11 protein-coding genes and 1 pseudogene are annotated in these 16021 nt (G+C 61.8%); 9 read left to right on the top strand and 3 right to left on the bottom strand.

What is annotated here, in order from left to right; translation table 11 throughout:
* Positions 1-147 precede the first annotated feature (147 nt).
* From DW754_RS09570 to DW754_RS09545, 6 genes are all read left to right on the top strand, one after another.
* Positions 148-1980, top strand: coding sequence for an NAD(P)-binding protein (locus DW754_RS09570; RefSeq protein WP_117759624.1), 1833 nt, complete (start codon positions 148-150; stop codon positions 1978-1980).
* Between the two features lie 50 nt (positions 1981-2030).
* Positions 2031-3785 carry a [FeFe] hydrogenase, group A gene (locus DW754_RS09565; RefSeq protein WP_199411488.1) on the top strand — a complete coding sequence of 585 codons (1755 nt, stop codon included), beginning with the start codon at positions 2031-2033 and terminating at the stop codon, positions 3783-3785.
* A 2-nt stretch (positions 3786-3787) separates the two neighbouring features.
* Positions 3788-4837, top strand: coding sequence for an ABC transporter substrate-binding protein (locus tag DW754_RS09560; RefSeq protein WP_117759620.1), 1050 nt, complete (start codon positions 3788-3790; stop codon positions 4835-4837).
* A 3-nt stretch (positions 4838-4840) separates the two neighbouring features.
* Positions 4841-6217, top strand: a complete 1377-nt coding sequence (locus DW754_RS09555) for an ATP-binding cassette domain-containing protein (RefSeq protein ID WP_147336393.1) — start codon at positions 4841-4843, stop codon at positions 6215-6217.
* Positions 6218-6432: 215 nt separating this feature from the next.
* Positions 6433-6636 (top strand): hypothetical protein, encoded by a 204-nt coding sequence (locus DW754_RS09550; RefSeq protein WP_117759616.1) that lies wholly within the window; start codon positions 6433-6435, stop codon positions 6634-6636.
* Between the two features lie 64 nt (positions 6637-6700).
* Positions 6701-7636 carry a CPBP family intramembrane glutamic endopeptidase gene (locus DW754_RS09545; RefSeq protein ID WP_117759615.1) on the top strand — a complete coding sequence of 312 codons (936 nt, stop codon included), beginning with the start codon at positions 6701-6703 and terminating at the stop codon, positions 7634-7636.
* Here the strand turns inward: DW754_RS09545 and DW754_RS09540 are convergent.
* Positions 7633-9774: a YgiQ family radical SAM protein gene (locus tag DW754_RS09540; protein ID WP_233508928.1), complete on the bottom strand. Its 2142-nt coding sequence runs from the start codon at positions 9772-9774 to the stop codon at positions 7633-7635. The two genes, DW754_RS09545 and DW754_RS09540, sit on opposite strands and share 4 nt — an antisense overlap.
* A gap of 256 nt (positions 9775-10030) precedes the next feature.
* On the opposite strand from DW754_RS09540, the gene DW754_RS09535 reads away from it, so the two are divergent.
* Positions 10031-10750, top strand: a complete 720-nt coding sequence (locus tag DW754_RS09535) for a YoaK family protein (protein WP_117759611.1) — start codon at positions 10031-10033, stop codon at positions 10748-10750.
* Between the two features lie 79 nt (positions 10751-10829).
* Here DW754_RS09535 and DW754_RS09530 read toward each other — a convergent pair whose 3' ends face one another.
* The gene (locus DW754_RS09530; protein ID WP_117757906.1) at positions 10830-11366 is read right to left on the bottom strand and encodes a hypothetical protein; all 537 of its coding nucleotides are present in this window, start codon (positions 11364-11366) and stop codon (positions 10830-10832) included.
* Between the two features lie 415 nt (positions 11367-11781).
* Here DW754_RS09530 and fucO point away from each other — a divergent pair, with 415 nt between their 5' ends.
* Both fucO and DW754_RS09520 read left to right on the top strand, forming a co-directional pair.
* Complete coding sequence (gene fucO / locus DW754_RS09525) at positions 11782-12948, top strand: lactaldehyde reductase (protein WP_117759609.1); 1167 nt, start codon at positions 11782-11784, stop codon at positions 12946-12948.
* 604 nt (positions 12949-13552) lie between these two features.
* Positions 13553-14596: a M42 family metallopeptidase gene (locus DW754_RS09520; RefSeq protein ID WP_117759607.1), complete on the top strand. Its 1044-nt coding sequence runs from the start codon at positions 13553-13555 to the stop codon at positions 14594-14596.
* Between the two features lie 136 nt (positions 14597-14732).
* Here DW754_RS09520 and mnmA read toward each other — a convergent pair.
* Positions 14733-15836: pseudogene (gene mnmA / locus DW754_RS09515) on the bottom strand (tRNA 2-thiouridine(34) synthase MnmA); the annotation flags it as partial.
* Between the last annotated feature and the right edge of the window lie 185 nt (positions 15837-16021).

Here is a 16021-nt window from a genome sequence, read left to right as displayed (position 1 = left end):
GCGGTAATGTTCTATTTCACCGCCGAGGGTGACATTTCATACCGCCTGCCGAACTGCGTGGAGACCTAACAACTTTTTAGGTCAGTGTTGTGCGTGTAGCAACTTCGCTCGGCCTCGCCTCCGGGCTGCCATGTGAGAGGGGATCTTATGGCTCGACTGCACGTAATGGAACGCAGCCACGCTCAGGCCGTCATGGACGACCTGCACGATGCGCTCGGACGCCGTCTGGCGGTGAGTTCGCTCGCCCCGTGCCCCGTTGAGTTTACGGCAGCGCTCGTCAATCTGTGCTCCACCCAGAGCTGCGGCAAGTGCACGCCCTGCCGCGTGGGCCTGAGCGCGCTGAGCGACCTGCTCGCCGATGTGCTCGAGGGCCGCGCCGACGAGTCCACGCTCAACTTGATTGAGCGCACCGCCCGCACCATCTACCTTTCGAGCGACTGCGCCATCGGCTACGAAGCTGGCGCCATGGCACTCACGGCCATTCGCGGCTTCCGCGACGATTTTGAGCATCACATCCGCGAGCACTCCTGCGGCTTTGACCGCGAGGCCCGCGTCCCGTGCGTTTCGGGCTGCCCGGCGCACGTCGACATTCCCGGGTACATTTCGCTGGTCGAGGCCGGCCGCTATGCCGACGCCGTCAAGGTCATCCGCAAGAACAATCCGCTGCCGCTCGTCTGCGGCCTGGTGTGCGAGCATCCCTGCGAGATGCACTGCCGCCGTGGCATGGTCGACGATCCCATGAACATCCTCGCCCTCAAGCGTTTTGCCGTTGAGCACAGCGACCTCAACGATTACAAGCCCAGCGTGGCCGACAACACCGGCAAGCGCATCGCCGTGATTGGCGGCGGCCCGGCCGGTCTTTCCTGCGCCTACTACCTGGCCGTGATGGGCCATAAGGTGACCATCTTTGAGCAGCGCCACCACCTGGGCGGGATGCTGCGCTACGGCATTCCCAGCTACCGTCTGCCGCGCGAGCGCCTGCAGGCCGAGATCGACTGGATCTTGAGCGCCGGCATCGACGTGGAACTCGACCACTCCGTCAACGGCGAGGAGCTTGCCCGCCTGCGCGACGAGTTCGATGCCGTCTACCTGGCTATTGGCGCCCACAGCGATAAGAAGCTCGGCCTTCCGGGCGAAGAGGCGCTCGGCGTGGAGTCGGCCGTCAAGATGCTGCGTGCCATCGGCGACGACGAGCTGCCCGACCTGAGCGGCCAGCGCGTATGCGTCATCGGTGGCGGCAACGTCGCCATGGACGTTGCCCGCTCTGCCGTGCGCTGCGGTGCCGAAAAGGTGAGCATCGTCTACCGCCGTCGCATCTGCGACATGACGGCCCAGGACGCCGAGATCGCCGGCGCCCAGGCCGAGGGCTGCGAGGTGCTGGAGCTGACGGCCCCGCTCGCCATCGAGACGGGCGAGGACGGTCGCGTGTGCGGCCTGCGCGTGCAACCGCAGATTATCGGCGAGCCCCGCCGTGGTCGCCCGGCCCCGCGTGCCGCCGCTACGCCCGAGCGTGTCATCCCCTGCGAGCACGTGTTTGTGGCCATTGGCCAGGACATCGATTCCAAGCCGTTTGAGGAGATGGGCATTGCCTGCAAGTGGGGCTGCGTCGTCACCGACTCGGACGGCGCCGTGCCCATCTTTGATTGCCTCTTTAGCGGCGGCGACTGCCAGACCGGCCCCGCCACCGTCATCCGCGCCATCAACGCTGGCCGTGTGGCCTCGGCAAACATCGACCGCTACCTGGGCTTTGATCACAAGATTAAACTCGAGGTCGAGCTGCCGACCGTCCAGTTTAAGGGCAAGCATGAGTGCGGCCGCTGCGAGCTGGGCGAGCGCGAGGCCGGCGAGCGCATTCACGATTGGAATCTGGTCGAGCAAGGTCTTACTGAGCAGGAGGCGCGCCAGGAGGCGAGCCGCTGCCTGCGCTGCGACCACTTTGGCTTTGGTGCGTTCCGCGGAGGGAGGAACCTGGAATGGTAGAGCTCAACAACCCCACCGTCAGCGACAACACCGAAAACGGAGCGCACAACATGGTCAGGCTCATTATCGATAACTGCGAAGTCGTGGTGCCCGAGCGCACCACGATCCTGGACGCAGCCAAGTCCGTCGGCATCCAGATTCCCACCCTGTGCTATCTGCGGGATCTGAACGAGATCGGCGGCTGCCGCGTGTGCGTGGTCGAGGTTGCAGGCTGCGACCAGCTGGTTGCCGCCTGCAACAACTACGTGCTCGACGGCATGGTGGTCCACACCAACAGCCCCAAGGCTCGCGAGGCTCGTCGCACCAACGTGCAGCTGCTGCTGTCGCAGCACGATGCGCAGTGCGCGAGCTGCGTGCGCAGCGGTAACTGCAACCTGCAGACCATCGCCAACGACCTGGGCATTTTCTACCTGCCGTATCAAAAGCACTTGGCGCGCGAGGGCTGGGACTTCGATTTCCCCATCATCCGCGATAACGACAAGTGCATCAAATGCATGCGCTGCATCAAGGTGTGCGAGAGCGTGCAGGGCTTAGGGATTTGGGACCTGACCAACCGCGCCACGCATACCGCCGTGGGCACCCGCGGGCGTGCGCCGATCGGCAAGACCGATTGCGTCGCGTGCGGTCAATGCATCACGCATTGCCCGACAGGCGCGCTGCGCGAGCGCGATGACACCGAGGCCGTGTTCGACGCTCTCGCTGATCCCGACAAGATCGTGCTGGTGCAGATCGCGCCGGCCGTGCGTAGCGCTTGGGGCGAGGAGCTCGGCATTCCGCGCGAGGAGGCCACCGTCGAGCGCCTGGCCTGCGCACTGCGTCGTGTGGGCTTTGAGTACGTGTTCGATACTGATTTCTCGGCCGACCTCACCATTATGGAGGAGGGCTCCGAGCTGCTCGAGCGCCTGGGCGCCGCCGCCAAGGGCGAGGGCGACAGCCGCGGCTGGCCCATGTTCACGAGCTGCTGCCCGGGCTGGGTGCGCTTTGTGAAGGCGCGCTACCCGGAGTTTGTCGACAGCCTGTCCACGTCCAAGTCGCCGCAGCAGATGTTCGGCGCCATCGCCAAGACCTACTACGCCAAGGTGCTGGGCGTGGAGCCCGAGCGCCTGTTTGTGGTGTCCGTGATGCCGTGTACGGCCAAGAAGGCCGAGTGCGCGCTGCCGAGCATGGTGGGCGAGGACGGCGCGCCCGACGTTGACGTTGCGCTGACGGTACGCGAGATGGTGCGCATGATCCGCGCGAACCACGTGAGCGTGGACACGCTGGTTGAGGAGCCGCTCGATACGCCGCTGGGCTTTGGCACGGGCGCGGGTGTGATCTTTGGCGCCACGGGCGGCGTGATGGAGGCCGCCGTGCGCTCGGCCTATTACCTGGTGACGGGCGAGAACCCCGACGCCGACTTCTTTACCGACGTGCGCGGCCTGGACGGCTGGAAGGAAGCCGTGGCCGATATCGATGGCACCAAGGTGCGCGTCGCCGTGGCGCACGGGCTGGGCAACGCCGCCCGCCTGCTCGATGCGATTCGCGACGGCCGTGCGAGCTATGACTTCGTCGAGGTCATGGCGTGTCCGGGCGGCTGCGTCGGTGGCGGTGGCCAGCCCATCCATGACGGCTGCGAGCTGGCGGCAGAGCGTGGCCAGGTTCTTTGGGGCCTCGATGCGGCAGCGGACATTCGCTTCTCGCACGAGAATCCCGATGTTCAGGCATGCTATCGCGAGTTCTTGGGCGCGCCGCTCTCGCCGCTGACCGAGGAGTTGCTGCACACTGACCACCACGCTTGGACGATGCCTAACGAAGGGATGTGCTAACGATGCGCGCGTTTGAATTTGAGCTTTCGCGCCGAGGGTTTGCCTCGGCGCTTGTCGCGGGCGCGCTGTCGCTTGCGTTGGCTGGCTGCAGCGGCGGGGCCGCGGTGGCTGGGTCTGCTGCAGGCTCGGCCGCTGCGGGTGCTGCTGCCGCCGAGCCGGTCGAGGTGCATGTCGCCTCGCTCAAGGGACCGACGTCGATCGGTCTGGTGCAGTTTATGGACCAGGCGGCGCGTGGCGAGACGGATAACGAGTTCGACTTTGCGATCAGCGCCGCGGCCGACGAAATCGTGCCCAAGGTCATTCAGGGCGATGTCGATATCGCCTTGGTGCCCGCCAACGTGGCGAGTGTGCTCTACAACAAGACCGAGGGCGCGGTGCAGGTCATCGACATCAATACGCTCGGCGTGCTGAGCGTGGTGACGGGCGACGCGAGTGTGACCTCGTTTGGCGATCTGGCGGGCCATACCGTCTATATGACGGGCAAGGGCACCACGCCGGAGTACGTCATGAACTACCTGCTGGAGCGCGCGGGCCTGACCGGCCAGGTGACGCTCGAGTTTAAGAGCGAGCCCACCGAGGTGCTGTCGGCCCTGCTTGCCGACCCGTCCGCCGTGGGCGTGCTGCCCGAGCCGTTCAAGACCGCTGCCATCGCAAAGAGCGAGGGCAAGCTGTCGGCACCGGTGAGTCTGACCGATGTGTGGGACGAGCTGGCGGGTGACACGGGCTCGCGTCTGCTGACGGGCGTGACCGTGGTGCGCCGCGCGTTTGCCGAGGAACATCCCGATGCCGTGGCGGAGTTCTTGAGCTGCCATGCGGCGAGCGTTAAGGCTGTCAATGCGGCGCCGGCAGACTGGGCGCAGGCCGTGGTCGATGCCGGCATCGTGGACAACGCCAAGATCGCCGAAAAAGCGATTCCCGGGTGCATGCTTGTCTGCCAGACGGACAAGGATATGAAGGCGGCGCTCGGTGGGTACCTGCAGGTGCTGGCCGATGCGGACGCGAGTGCCGTGGGCGGTAAGCTCCCGGCTGACGATTTCTACTACATGGAGTAGCCCGTGCGTGCGTTTGCTCGACAAATGACAGAGCGTATGAAGGCGGTGGCGGCAGTAGGTGCCGTCGCCGCCTTTTGGCTTGCCGCGTGGATGCTGGTGGCGGCGCTGGTGGCGCAGCCGCTGATTTTGCCGGGGCCGGGTGCTGTTGCCTTGGCGCTGCTGCGCCTGATGTGCGATGGCGGTACCTGGGCGATTTTGGCGGGCTCGGGCGCGCGGATACTGGGCGGGCTGGCGCTTGCCGCGGTGTGTGGTGGTGTGCTTGCCGGGATTTCGTCACGTTCGCGGGCGTTTGCGCACCTGGTGGCTCTGGCGCTGTCGTTTGTAAAGGCGACACCGGTCGCCTGCGTGGTGGTCCTGTTGCTAATCTGGCTGGGGTCGGCGCGCGTGAGCATCGCGGCAGTCTTTTTGATGGCGCTGCCGGGCGTGTATTTTTCGCTGGCCGAGGGCTTGGCACAGGTGAATAAACCGCTGGAGCAGATGTTCCGTCTGCATGGCGTGCGCGGCTGGCGACTGTTTTGCGCCCACACCTGGCGTGAGGTGCTGCCGTTTGTGCTTTCGTGCGCGAAGGCGGTCATCGGCATGAGCTGGAAGGCCGGTGTAGCGGCGGAGCTCATCGGCATGGCGACGGGCACCGTGGGTGAGCGCATCTATCAGGCAAAGCTTTTGATTGAGACGGCAGATCTGCTGGCGTGGACCGTGTTGGTCGTTGCCGCCTCGTGGGCGTGTGAGCGCGTGCTGGTGTGGCTGCTGCGGGTTTCGGGGCCCGTGGCGTGGCGCGCGGCCGTGCGGGCGCATGGGCATGGACTGCGCGGGCGTGCGGGGGCTGCGAGCGATGGCGCTGCAGCGGAGCTTGCGCTTGCCGCGGGCGATCGCGCTCCGTGGGCGCCGGCGCTCGACAGACTGGTGCTCAACGTGCCTGCGGGTGGGCGTATCTGTGTGATGGGCGCTTCGGGCATGGGCAAGTCGACGCTGCTTTCGTTGGCGGCGGGGGAGTGCGCGCCGTGCTCGATGGTGTTTCAGGATGCGCGCCTGGTTGAGTCCGCCTCGGCGCTGGAAAACGTGCTGGTGTGCGCCGATGTACGCGTGGATGCTTCGAGCGCCGCGGCATTGCTGCGCCTGCTGGTGCCGGGAATCGATGTGCATGCTCGCGTGGCCGAGCTTTCGGGCGGACAGCGCCGTCGCGTCGAGATCGCTCGAGCCCTGCTGTGCCCGGGCGGTGCCGTTATTCTGGACGAGCCCTTTACCGGCCTGGATGCCTCCGCGCGCGATGCGACGGCCAAGGCTGTGCTCGACCTGCTCGACGGCCGTATGCTGTTGCTTGCCACGCACGATGTCGCCGATGCTCAGGCCCTCGATATCTCGGACATCATCACGCTCTAAATACTGACTCAACAACAAAATGATTCGTTTTCCTCCGTCCCCATAGAGTCGGTTGTGGTATTCTATCTGCGGGGTAATACTTAGGAATACCAAGTAATACCAACGCCGCAGAAACAAACTCCGGATGCGGGCCAATCGGGTTGCCTTCACGGCCCGTCGCCCAGCCGCGTGGCCCGCATCTATCCGCACTACCGTCGTTTCAAAAAGGAAGCGCCATGGCAGAACACATGACCCCTGTTGTCGCGAAGGTCTTGCCCGAGGAGAAGGCAGCCTTCGCGACGGCAACCCAGCTCGTGGGCACCACGCCGTCCAACGCCATCCGCATGTTTATCGCTGCGTTCAATCGCTGCGGCACCTTCCCGTTCGACATCTCGCCCAACGGGGCTTTTGGCACTGCGCCCGATTCTCATCAACAATGACTGTCCCAAACTGCCGGCACTTGGGGACGTTCCTTTTCTGCCGGCAGTTAAGGAGCGTCCCTAAGTGCCGGGTTTTGAGGAGGTTGGCATGCTCAATGCGATGATTTGGGTGCTTGCCTGTTTTGGCGTCGTCGCTGCCGATATTGCCCTGAGCATCGTTTTGTTCTCCGCCCTTGGCGTCGCGTCGGTGTTCATGGGTTTTTCGATCGATGATCTCGACATTCAATCGCTTCAGGCCGTCGCGCAGACGGCATCGTTTTTGATGGCGCTGCTGTGGTGGCGTTATCTGTGGCCGCGCTCGTTTATGACGCGCTGGCAGGGCGAGCGCCCGCTTGGCGGGGGAGCAGGCAAAGCATGGAGGCGCATCGCCTGCGTTATCGTGATTGGCCTTGCCCTGCAGGTGGTCGTTGGCTACGTGACCGATGCCGTGCTGTCGCTGTTGCCCGATGCCGCGGCCGACTACAGCGAGCTTGTCGAGGAAACAGGCATGGGCGACACCAGCTATCTGGCCGTACTGACTACGGTGCTCGGCGCCCCATTTTGTGAAGAGCTGCTGGTGCGCGGCATTATTTTTGAGTTTTCGCTCCGAGCGTTTAATCCGCGGTGCCGCCCACTTTGGAAGCGCCGGCGTCGTGTGAGCGCGCAGGGCGGCGCCATGGTGCCCTGGGCGGCCCCAAGTACGTGGGGTATCGCCGCGGCGATTGTGCTGCAGGCGGCGATCTTCGGTTTTATGCACATGAATTGGGTGCAGGGTTGCTACGCGGGCGCCGCCGGCCTCATCTTTGGTTGGGTGCTCGTGACGACCGGAAAGCTCCGCTACACGATTCTGCTGCACTTTGCCTTTAATGCCGGGTCGTATCTCATGACGTTGCTCTGGTTTGTGAACACACCGCTCGACGTGATAATCACGGTCGCTATCGCCGGCGTCATCCTCGTTGAGGCAATGCGCTCGCTGCGCCACGCGTGTGGGATGGACGCAGCGAGCGCACCGCTGCCCTAGTTGCGACGCCCGCCTCCGTTGGCGCCCTGACGCCCCTGGGCCGCGCGATTGCGCCCGGTAGTGTTCTGTGCACGCGACATGCCGCCGTGCCCCTTGCTGCCTTTGGGTCCCTTGCCGGCACCGCCAGCGCCGCCGTGGGCCTTGCCGCCCTTCTTGCCGGTGCCATGCCCCCCGCCAGCAGATGTCTCGCCCGGGCGTGGCGGCACGGGGCGAATCAGGCAATGCTTGGTGTAGCCGATCAGGTCGCGACGGCCGGCTTTTTCCAGCGCCTCGCGTACGAGCTTGTAGTTCTCGGGCTTGCGGTATTGGATGAGCGCACGCTGCATGGCCTTCTCGTGCGGGTCGCGTGCCACGTAGATCGGCTGCATGGTGCGTGGGTCCACGCCGGTGTAGTACATGCAGGTCGACATGGTGGACGGGGTGGGGTAGAAGTCCTGCACCTGCTCGGGCATGTAGCCCATGTCGCGCACGGCTTCGGCCAGGTCCACAGCTTCCTTCATCGTCGAGCCGGGGTGGCTCGAGATCAGGTACGGCACCACATACTGCTTGAGTCCGTATTCGCGGTTCAGGCGTTCAAATTTACGGCAGAACGCGTCGTAGACGGCGCGGCTCGGCTTGCCCATCACGGAGAGCACCGCGTCGCTCACGTGCTCGGGCGCTACGCGCAGCTGGCCCGAGACGTGATGCTCCAGCAGCTCGCGCAAAAACTCGTCCGAGGCGTCGGCCATGGTGTAGTCAAAGCGGATGCCGCTGCGGACGAAGACCTTCTTGACGCCCGGCAGCTGGCGCAGGTCGCGCAACAACTGCGTGTAGCCGCTCTCGTCGACCACCATGTTCTTGCACACGCTCGGCCACAGGCAGCGCTTGTTCTTGCACACGCCGTGCTTGAGCTGTTTGTCGCAGGCAGGACGGCTAAAGTTTGCCGTCGGTCCGCCCACGTCGTTGATATAGCCCTTAAACTCGGGATCGCGCGTGAGCAGCTCGGCCTCGCGCATGATCGAATCGTGGCTGCGCATCTGCAACACGCGGCCCTGGTGGAAGGTGAGGGCGCAAAACGAGCACTCGCCAAAACAGCCGCGGTTGGAGCTAATGGAAAACTTGATCTCGGCAAAGGCCGGTACGCCGCCCGCCGCGTCGTAGTCGGGATGCCAATCGCGTGCGTAGGGGAGCTCGGCCACCTCGTCCATCTCATCGGTCGTTAACGTCGCCGACGGCGGGTTCTGCACCACATAGACGCTGTTGGGGTAGGGTTCTACCAGGCGATGTCCGGTGATGGGGTCCATATTCTGCTGCTGCACGTTAAAGCTGCGCGCGTAGTTGAGCTTGTCGGCGGCAAGGTCGTCCCAGCTGGGCAGCAGGTCGTAGTCGTAGACCTCGTCGAGCGAACCCGTGCGGTAGACGGTGCCGTTGATATAGGTGATCTGGTCGACGGGCAGGCCCGCGTCGAGCGCGTCGGCGATCTCGACAATCGCGTGCTCGCCCATGCCGTAGATGAGGATGTCGGCGCCCGAGTCGAGCAACACCGAACGCTTGAGCTTGTCCTGCCAGTAGTCGTAGTGGGCCAGACGGCGCAGGCTTGCCTCGATGCCGCCGATGATGATGGGAACGTCCTTGAACGTCTGGCGGATGAGGTTGCCGTAGACCGTGACGGCACGATTGGGGCGGTGCCCCTCCTCGCCACCGGGAGTATAGGCGTCGGTGTGGCGGCGGTGCTTGGTCACCGAATAGTGGTTGACCATGGAGTCCATGTTGCCGGCGCTGACCAAAAAGCCCAGGCGCGGCTCGCCGAGCACCGTGATGCTGGCGGGATCGGTCCAGTCGGGCTGGCAGATGATTCCTACCTTGTAGCCGTGCGCGTCGAGCACGCGGCTGATGATGGCCATGCCAAAGCTCGGATGGTCCACGTAGGCATCGCCGCAGATGTAGACAAAGTCGCACTGGTCCCAGCCGCGCGCATCCATGTCGGCGCGGCTGACGGGGAGGAATTTATCGCGGCCCGGGCGCCAGGGGCGGGCGGGCGCTGCTGGAGTATGAGTGGTGTGCCCACCCTGCGCCTTGCCGCCGCGCTTTTGCTGCTGGCCCTGTTTGCCCTGCTGACTGCGCTGGTTGTTCTGAGCGTGCTGAGGCTTTTTTGCCACGATCCCTCCCGGTGTTTGTATGCTGCACGTAATTGTAACCAGTCTTTTTGGGACGGGGCTAAAAAGACTGGTGGAGTACACGAGGCGTCGGGCATCGGGTGTGGCGCCGCGCTCACGGTTTGTTTCCAGACTGTGTATCTGCGCATTGGGAGACCCGTCTCGTGGGCGCGCCATGTTGTCAATGGGTTACAGTATGAACGGCGGCTATGTTTCCGCCAACGCACGAGAGGGTCGTCAACAAGGAGGATGCACGACGATGCAGCGTGCCAAACAGATATCGGAGTCTATTGAGCTGGGCATCATCTTGGCGCTCGCCGGTGGCTTTATGGACGTCTATTCGTACATAGGGCGCGACCATGTTTTCGCAAACGCTCAGACGGGCAACATCCTGCTCGTGGGTGTAAGCATCTCGGAGGGCAACTGGGCGCTGGCGGGACGCTATTTCTTCCCCGTGGTGTCGTTTGCCGTGGGCATTATGCTTGCCGACCTGGTTCACGAGCGGTTTGGCAGTGTGATTCACTGGCGCCAGGTGACGGTGTTCTTTGAAGCCGTCATCTTGCTGGGCGTGAGTTTTATTCCCGGTGGCGATTTCAACCTGCTCGCCAACTGCCTCACTTCGTTTGCCTGCGGCATGCAGGTCGAGAGCTTCCGCAAGATCCACGGTCACGGCATCGCCACGACCATGTGCATCGGCAACTTGCGCAACGCGCTGCAAAACGTGGATGATTACATCATCACCCACAAGCGCGGCTTTTTGGAAAACGGCCTGCTGTACTTTGGCGTGATCTTTACCTTTGTGTTTGGCGCTGTGCTGGGCAACTGGTGTATTGAGCGCATAGGCCTGCACGCCATTGCGGTGGCGAGCATGCTGCTGTTTATCGCGTTTGCCATCATGTTTATCGATCGCGAACGCGACTTGCACAGGAAATGGGCCCGCATCGTAGCTGACTGGCAGACCACGAGTCTTAAGCGCTAAGGTGCATGTTCGTAACAACATTCAGGAGCCAGAAAAACTATCTAGCTCCTGAATGTTGTTACGAACTGCTTTTTGCGATTTATTCGAGATGCTCTTCAATCCGAGCCCTAAGAAGGGCAATGGCTGTAGGTATTCCAATTGCGGCGGCTAATTCGGCTTTATCCAAAACCTGTATGCTAAAGCACGATTGTTTATCACATTGAAGGACGATAACTGAAGATAGCTTCACTTCCTGTTGGCTGAATATATCGTAATCTCCAAATAGGAAGTTACCTTTTATTGCGTAATTCGGTATGTTCGTTACGCACTTCATCTCAAGTCTGTTTAGACCATAATCGAACACCGCAACTTCCTTGTGTTCGATGATGAGCGCAACCCTGGGCATGTTGCTAAAGCCACCGTCGACGACAGTGAAGAGTTTTTCATTCGCATCGTCATAAACGGTATATTTAAGACTCGATAGCTGTCCTAGTGGACCCGTGAACCCATGTCTTTTGATGTTGAGGTTGTCTCCCGCTGGGTTGATGAGAGCCAGAGTATGCGGATAAGGATTACCTTCAATTGAGATTCGATATTCGTTTGTAGCCGTCTTGCTCGATTTAGGACCAGTAGCCATCACGCGTCATCGCCTCGATCGAATTGGAACCGTCTTCTACTTCGTGCGGAGAATTGCGCTGTACGTTGCGGTACATGCAGCTGCAATAACCGCATGGGCAATTTCTAACAAAATGAATGACGCTATTTGCTGCATGCATTTTATTTACTATAAAGTATCCTTTTATAAACGTATTGTCAAACATATATTGCTAAAACAGAAACAATTTATAGACTGAGTTGGTCGTATTCTTTGGGCGATTGCTCCTATAATCTAGCCTTCGCTGCTGTCGGGAGGGAAGGGCTAAGGCCCCGTTAGTATGTTGAAGCGCTTTAAACTATTTGACGTTCTCACGTGTTTTTTGTTTCAAAAGCGTTAGGATGGGACTTATAGTGCGGGGCGTAACGGGTGCCCCGCGCACGATAGGAGGCTATCAATGGCTAATCGTTTCGTTCTCAACACCATTTCTTACCATGGTTCCGGCGCCATCAAGGAGATCCCCGGCGAGCTCCAGCGTCGTGGCTACAAGAAGATCTTCGTCTGCTCCGACCCCGATCTGGTCAAGTTTGGCGTTACCGCTAAGGTGACCGACGAGCTCGACGCCGCCGGCATCGCTTGGAGCCTCTACTCCGAGATTAAGCCCAACCCCACCATCCAGAACGTCAAGGACGGCGTCGAGGCCTTCAAGGCCGCCGAGGCTGACGCTATCGTGACCATTGGTGGTGGCTCCTCCATGGACACCGCCAAGGCTATCGGCATCATCATCAACAACCCTGAGTTCGCCGATGTCCGCAGCCTCGAGGGCGTTGCTCCCACTAAGAACCACGCCGTGTTCACCATCGCTGTGCCGACGACCGCCGGTACCGCTGCCGAGGTGACCATCAACTACGTCATCACCGACCCCGAGAAGGTCCGCAAGTTCGTGTGCGTCGACACTAACGACGCCCCCGAGGTCGCCGTCGTCGACCCCGACATGATGGCTTCCATGCCCGCCGGCCTGACCGCTTCCACTGGCATGGACGCTCTGACCCACGCCATCGAGGGCTACACCACCAAGGGCGCTTGGGAGCTCTCCGACATGTTCCACTTTGAGGCTATTAAGCTGATCAGCGAGAACCTGCGCGACTCCGTTGCCGAGGCCAAGTCCGGCCAGCCCGGCTCTGGCCGCGAGGGCATGGCTCTTGGCCAGTATGTCGCCGGCATGGGCTTCTCCAATGTCGGCCTGGGCATCGACCACGCCATGGCTCACACCCTGTCCGCTCACTACGATACCCCGCACGGTGTCGCCTGCGCCATGCTGCTGCCGATCGCCATGGAGTTCAACAAGCCGGTTTGCACCGAGCGCCTGGCCAAGGTCGCCGTCGCCATGGGCGTTGACACCACGGGCATGAGCACCGACGAGGCCGCCGATGCCGCCATCGCCGCCGTCAAGCAGCTCTCTGCCGACGTGAACATCCCGCACGTCTGCGAGGCCATGAAGGCTGACGAGATCGAGGTTCTGGCCAAGGACGCTATGGCCGACGCCTGCTTCCCGGGTAACCCGCGCGAGGCGACGCTCGACGATGTCATCGAGCTCTTCAAGAAGATCTGCCCGGCTGCCTAGTCTCGTTTGGTGGTCCTTCGCCCGTAGGCATATAGTCTTTTGACTTGCCGCTGGCCCCGCCGCGCTACGCGCGGCGGGGCTTTTTGTGCCGTGTCGATGCCCCGAGATGGGTAAAGCCAAGGCATACCGCCCGCTGCGGATAGGTGGCGCACTTCCCAGCGTGCATTTTTGGGAGTATTCAGCAAGCTCTTAAAAATGCATAACGTTTTGAATGGCCCGTAGTGGCCCGCAGACGCCCATCGACAGCCATTGTGGGTGGGCTATCGATGAGTGGAGGGGGTTGTTACTGAGTTTCTGCTTTGCGACGACCCGCAATACTGCTGTAACCGCATCGTTTTGTCGTTTGTGATGGGGCCGTTGGGGCCCACGGTGCTGAATACTCCGTTTTTTGCACGGTCCAAAGTGGGGTACCCTGAGACGAAGCAAGAAGATGCCTCATTTTTATGCAGAAATCGAAAAGCTTTATGCAAGATTCGGATTTTAAACCGTGCGCGTGCGCAAAATCGGCGCGAGGACGTCTGGAGGTGGCTCGGCTTCTAGGGCATTGCACGTGTAGAACGGTTAAAATCGGGATTCGGTCTTAGTTTTATTTGGAAGGATGCATATGGGTTCCAATATCGATGCTTCTCTAGAGGAGACGCTCTCCTATATCGCGGGACAGCTTAAGACGCTGACTTCTATTGCTTCGCCTACGGGCTATACCCGTGCGGCGACTGATTATCTAAAGGAGACCCTGCGTGATATGGGCTTTGGCCCTGAGCGTTCCAATAAGGGCAACGTGCTGGTTGAGCTTGGCGGCGAGGGCGAGCCGCTTGTTTTGGCGAGCCATGTCGACACCCTGGGCGCCATGGTACGCTCCATTAAGGACAATGGCCGCCTGCGTCCCACGACGCTTGGTGGGCACCAGTGGTCTACGGCCGATGGCGAGAACTGCACCGTCTACACGCGTGACGGCAATGTGTACACGGGTGTGGTTCTCAACACCGAGCCTTCGGCGCACGTGGCCGACGAGCCGGTCAAGACCATCGAGAAGAACATGGAAATCCTGCTCGACGAGAATGTCGACAGCAAGGATGACGTGCTTGAGCTGGGCATTCAGACGGGCGACATCATCGCTATGGATCCGCGTACCACGGTGACGGAGAGCGGCTACATCAAGAGTCGCTTCTTGGACGACAAGCTGTCGGCCTCCATTTTGCTGGGCTTGGCGCGTGCCGTCGCCGCTGGCGAGGTGACGCTCTCGCGCAAGGTGTCCCTGCTCTTTACTGTGTACGAGGAGGTCGGCCACGGCGGCGCTTTCGTGCCGGCCGACACGCGCGAGATGATCAGCGTGGACATGGGCTGCGTGGGCGACGACCTGGGCTGCACCGAGCGCATGGTGTCGATTTGCGCCAAGGATTCGGGTGGTCCGTACAACTACGACTTGGTAACCACGCTGTCCAACATCGCGCGCGAGCTGGAGCTCGATTACGCCATCGATGTGTACCCGCACTACGGCTCCGACGTCGAGGCCACGCTCTCGGCCGGCTACGACATTCGCCATGGCCTGATCGGCCCCGGCGTGTACGCGAGCCACAACTACGAGCGCAGCCACATGGACGGCGTGCGTAACACCTACGAGCTCGTCCGCGCCTACGTGCAGCGCTAACGATGCAGCGGCCTCGGCTGACACAGCAGTACCGACCGAGGCCGTCCTCTCTAAGTTGCGGTGAAATAGGGACTGTTTGGCGGTTTTAAACGCTTAAACAGTCCCTATTTCACCGCAACTTATGAAGGGGATGGGGCTACCTGATGGCTGCCGTGACGGTGCCGCCGCCCAAGACGACGTCGCCGCGGTAGGCAACGACTGCCTGGCCGGGGGCGATGGCTCGCTGCGGCTCGTCAAAAGTTAGCAGCATTTGCCCGTCTTCGCCACGTGCAAGGGTCGCTGCCTGGTCCTTTTGACGGTAGCGGTATTTGGCGCCCACGCGAATGCCGTCGGCGTCCAGCTCTGCCTCCATGCGGTCGGCAGGGGCGCTCCAGATCCAGTCGTTGGCCGTGAGCGCTGTGGCCGTCAGGTCCTCGGCCTCGCCCAGATGCACAATGTTGTTGGCGGCATCGACGCCCGTTACGTACACGGGGTGCGCCATCGCGACGCCCAGGCCCTTGCGCTGGCCGATGGTATAGCGCAGTGCGCCGCTGTGACGTCCGACCACGCTGCCGTCACGCCATACAATATCGCCCGGCTCGGCGGCATGTCCGCAGCGGCGCTCGATATAGCCCGCGTAGTCGCCGTCCGCGATAAAGCAGATATCCTCGCTCTCGGCTTTCTGGGCGTTGATAAAGCCCTGCTCGGCGGCAATGCGGCGAACGTCGCGCTCTTTGTCCAAGCCTGCCAGCGGAAAGATCGTGCGTGCCAGACGCTCTTGCGTGAGCGAATACAAAAAGTAACTCTGGTCCTTTTTGGGATCTTCGCCGCGATGTAGCTGCCAGGTGCCGTCTGCCGCCTGGCTTGTTTTGGCGTAATGTCCCGTTGCGATGTAGTCGCAGCCCATGTCCAGCGCCGCATCGAGCAGCGCGCCAAACTTAATGTGGCGGTTGCAGATAATGCACGGATTGGGCGTCAGCCCTTCCTGGTAGGCGTTCACAAAGAGCTCGATAACGCTGTGGTCGAAGGTCTGCTGCAGGTCGAGCGCATGGTGCGGAATGCCTAGGCGCTCGGCGACGGCCTTCGCGTCGGCGATGTCGCGGTCGACCTTACTCATGCCCGTGACGGGATCGGGTGCGGGGCAGGTGAGGCGCATGGTGGCACCGACACATTCGTAACCCTGACTTTTGAGCAGATACGCGGTCACGCTGGAATCGACGCCGCCGCTCATGGCGACGAGCACGCGCTTATTGTGCATGGGGAGGTTCTCCTTGGTGGCATGTGGCCAAAAAAGAAAAGCGGCGCGGGAGGCTGGTTCCGCGCCGCAGACATTGTAGCAAGTTCGGGCGTCGTGTGGGACACCCTAACGAGATGGGCTCAGGCTGCCAGAAGAGCCTTGATTATCGACTTTATCCGAACACCTCCCACATTCATCCGTACATGTAC

The organism is Collinsella sp. AM29-10AC (genome assembly GCF_003469085.1).
Lineage (GTDB): Bacteria > Actinomycetota > Coriobacteriia > Coriobacteriales > Coriobacteriaceae > Collinsella.
Note: the sequence above shows the minus strand (reverse complement) of the source record. Positions and strands in the feature narration are given on the sequence as shown.

What these genes read in the sequence shown, in the direction of transcription:
- DW754_RS09530 (WP_117757906.1), bottom strand. Translation starts at nt 11,366, where the DNA reads ATGGCTACTGGTCCTAAATCGAGCAAGACGGCTACAAACGAATATCGA.
- DW754_RS09565 (WP_199411488.1), top strand. Translation starts at nt 2,031, where the DNA reads ATGGTCAGGCTCATTATCGATAACTGCGAAGTCGTGGTGCCCGAGCGC.
- DW754_RS09535 (WP_117759611.1), top strand. Translation starts at nt 10,031, where the DNA reads ATGCAGCGTGCCAAACAGATATCGGAGTCTATTGAGCTGGGCATCATC.
- DW754_RS09520 (WP_117759607.1), top strand. Translation starts at nt 13,553, where the DNA reads ATGGGTTCCAATATCGATGCTTCTCTAGAGGAGACGCTCTCCTATATC.
- DW754_RS09570 (WP_117759624.1), top strand. Translation starts at nt 148, where the DNA reads ATGGCTCGACTGCACGTAATGGAACGCAGCCACGCTCAGGCCGTCATG.
- DW754_RS09550 (WP_117759616.1), top strand. Translation starts at nt 6,433, where the DNA reads ATGGCAGAACACATGACCCCTGTTGTCGCGAAGGTCTTGCCCGAGGAG.
- DW754_RS09560 (WP_117759620.1), top strand. Translation starts at nt 3,788, where the DNA reads ATGCGCGCGTTTGAATTTGAGCTTTCGCGCCGAGGGTTTGCCTCGGCG.
- fucO (WP_117759609.1), top strand. Translation starts at nt 11,782, where the DNA reads ATGGCTAATCGTTTCGTTCTCAACACCATTTCTTACCATGGTTCCGGC.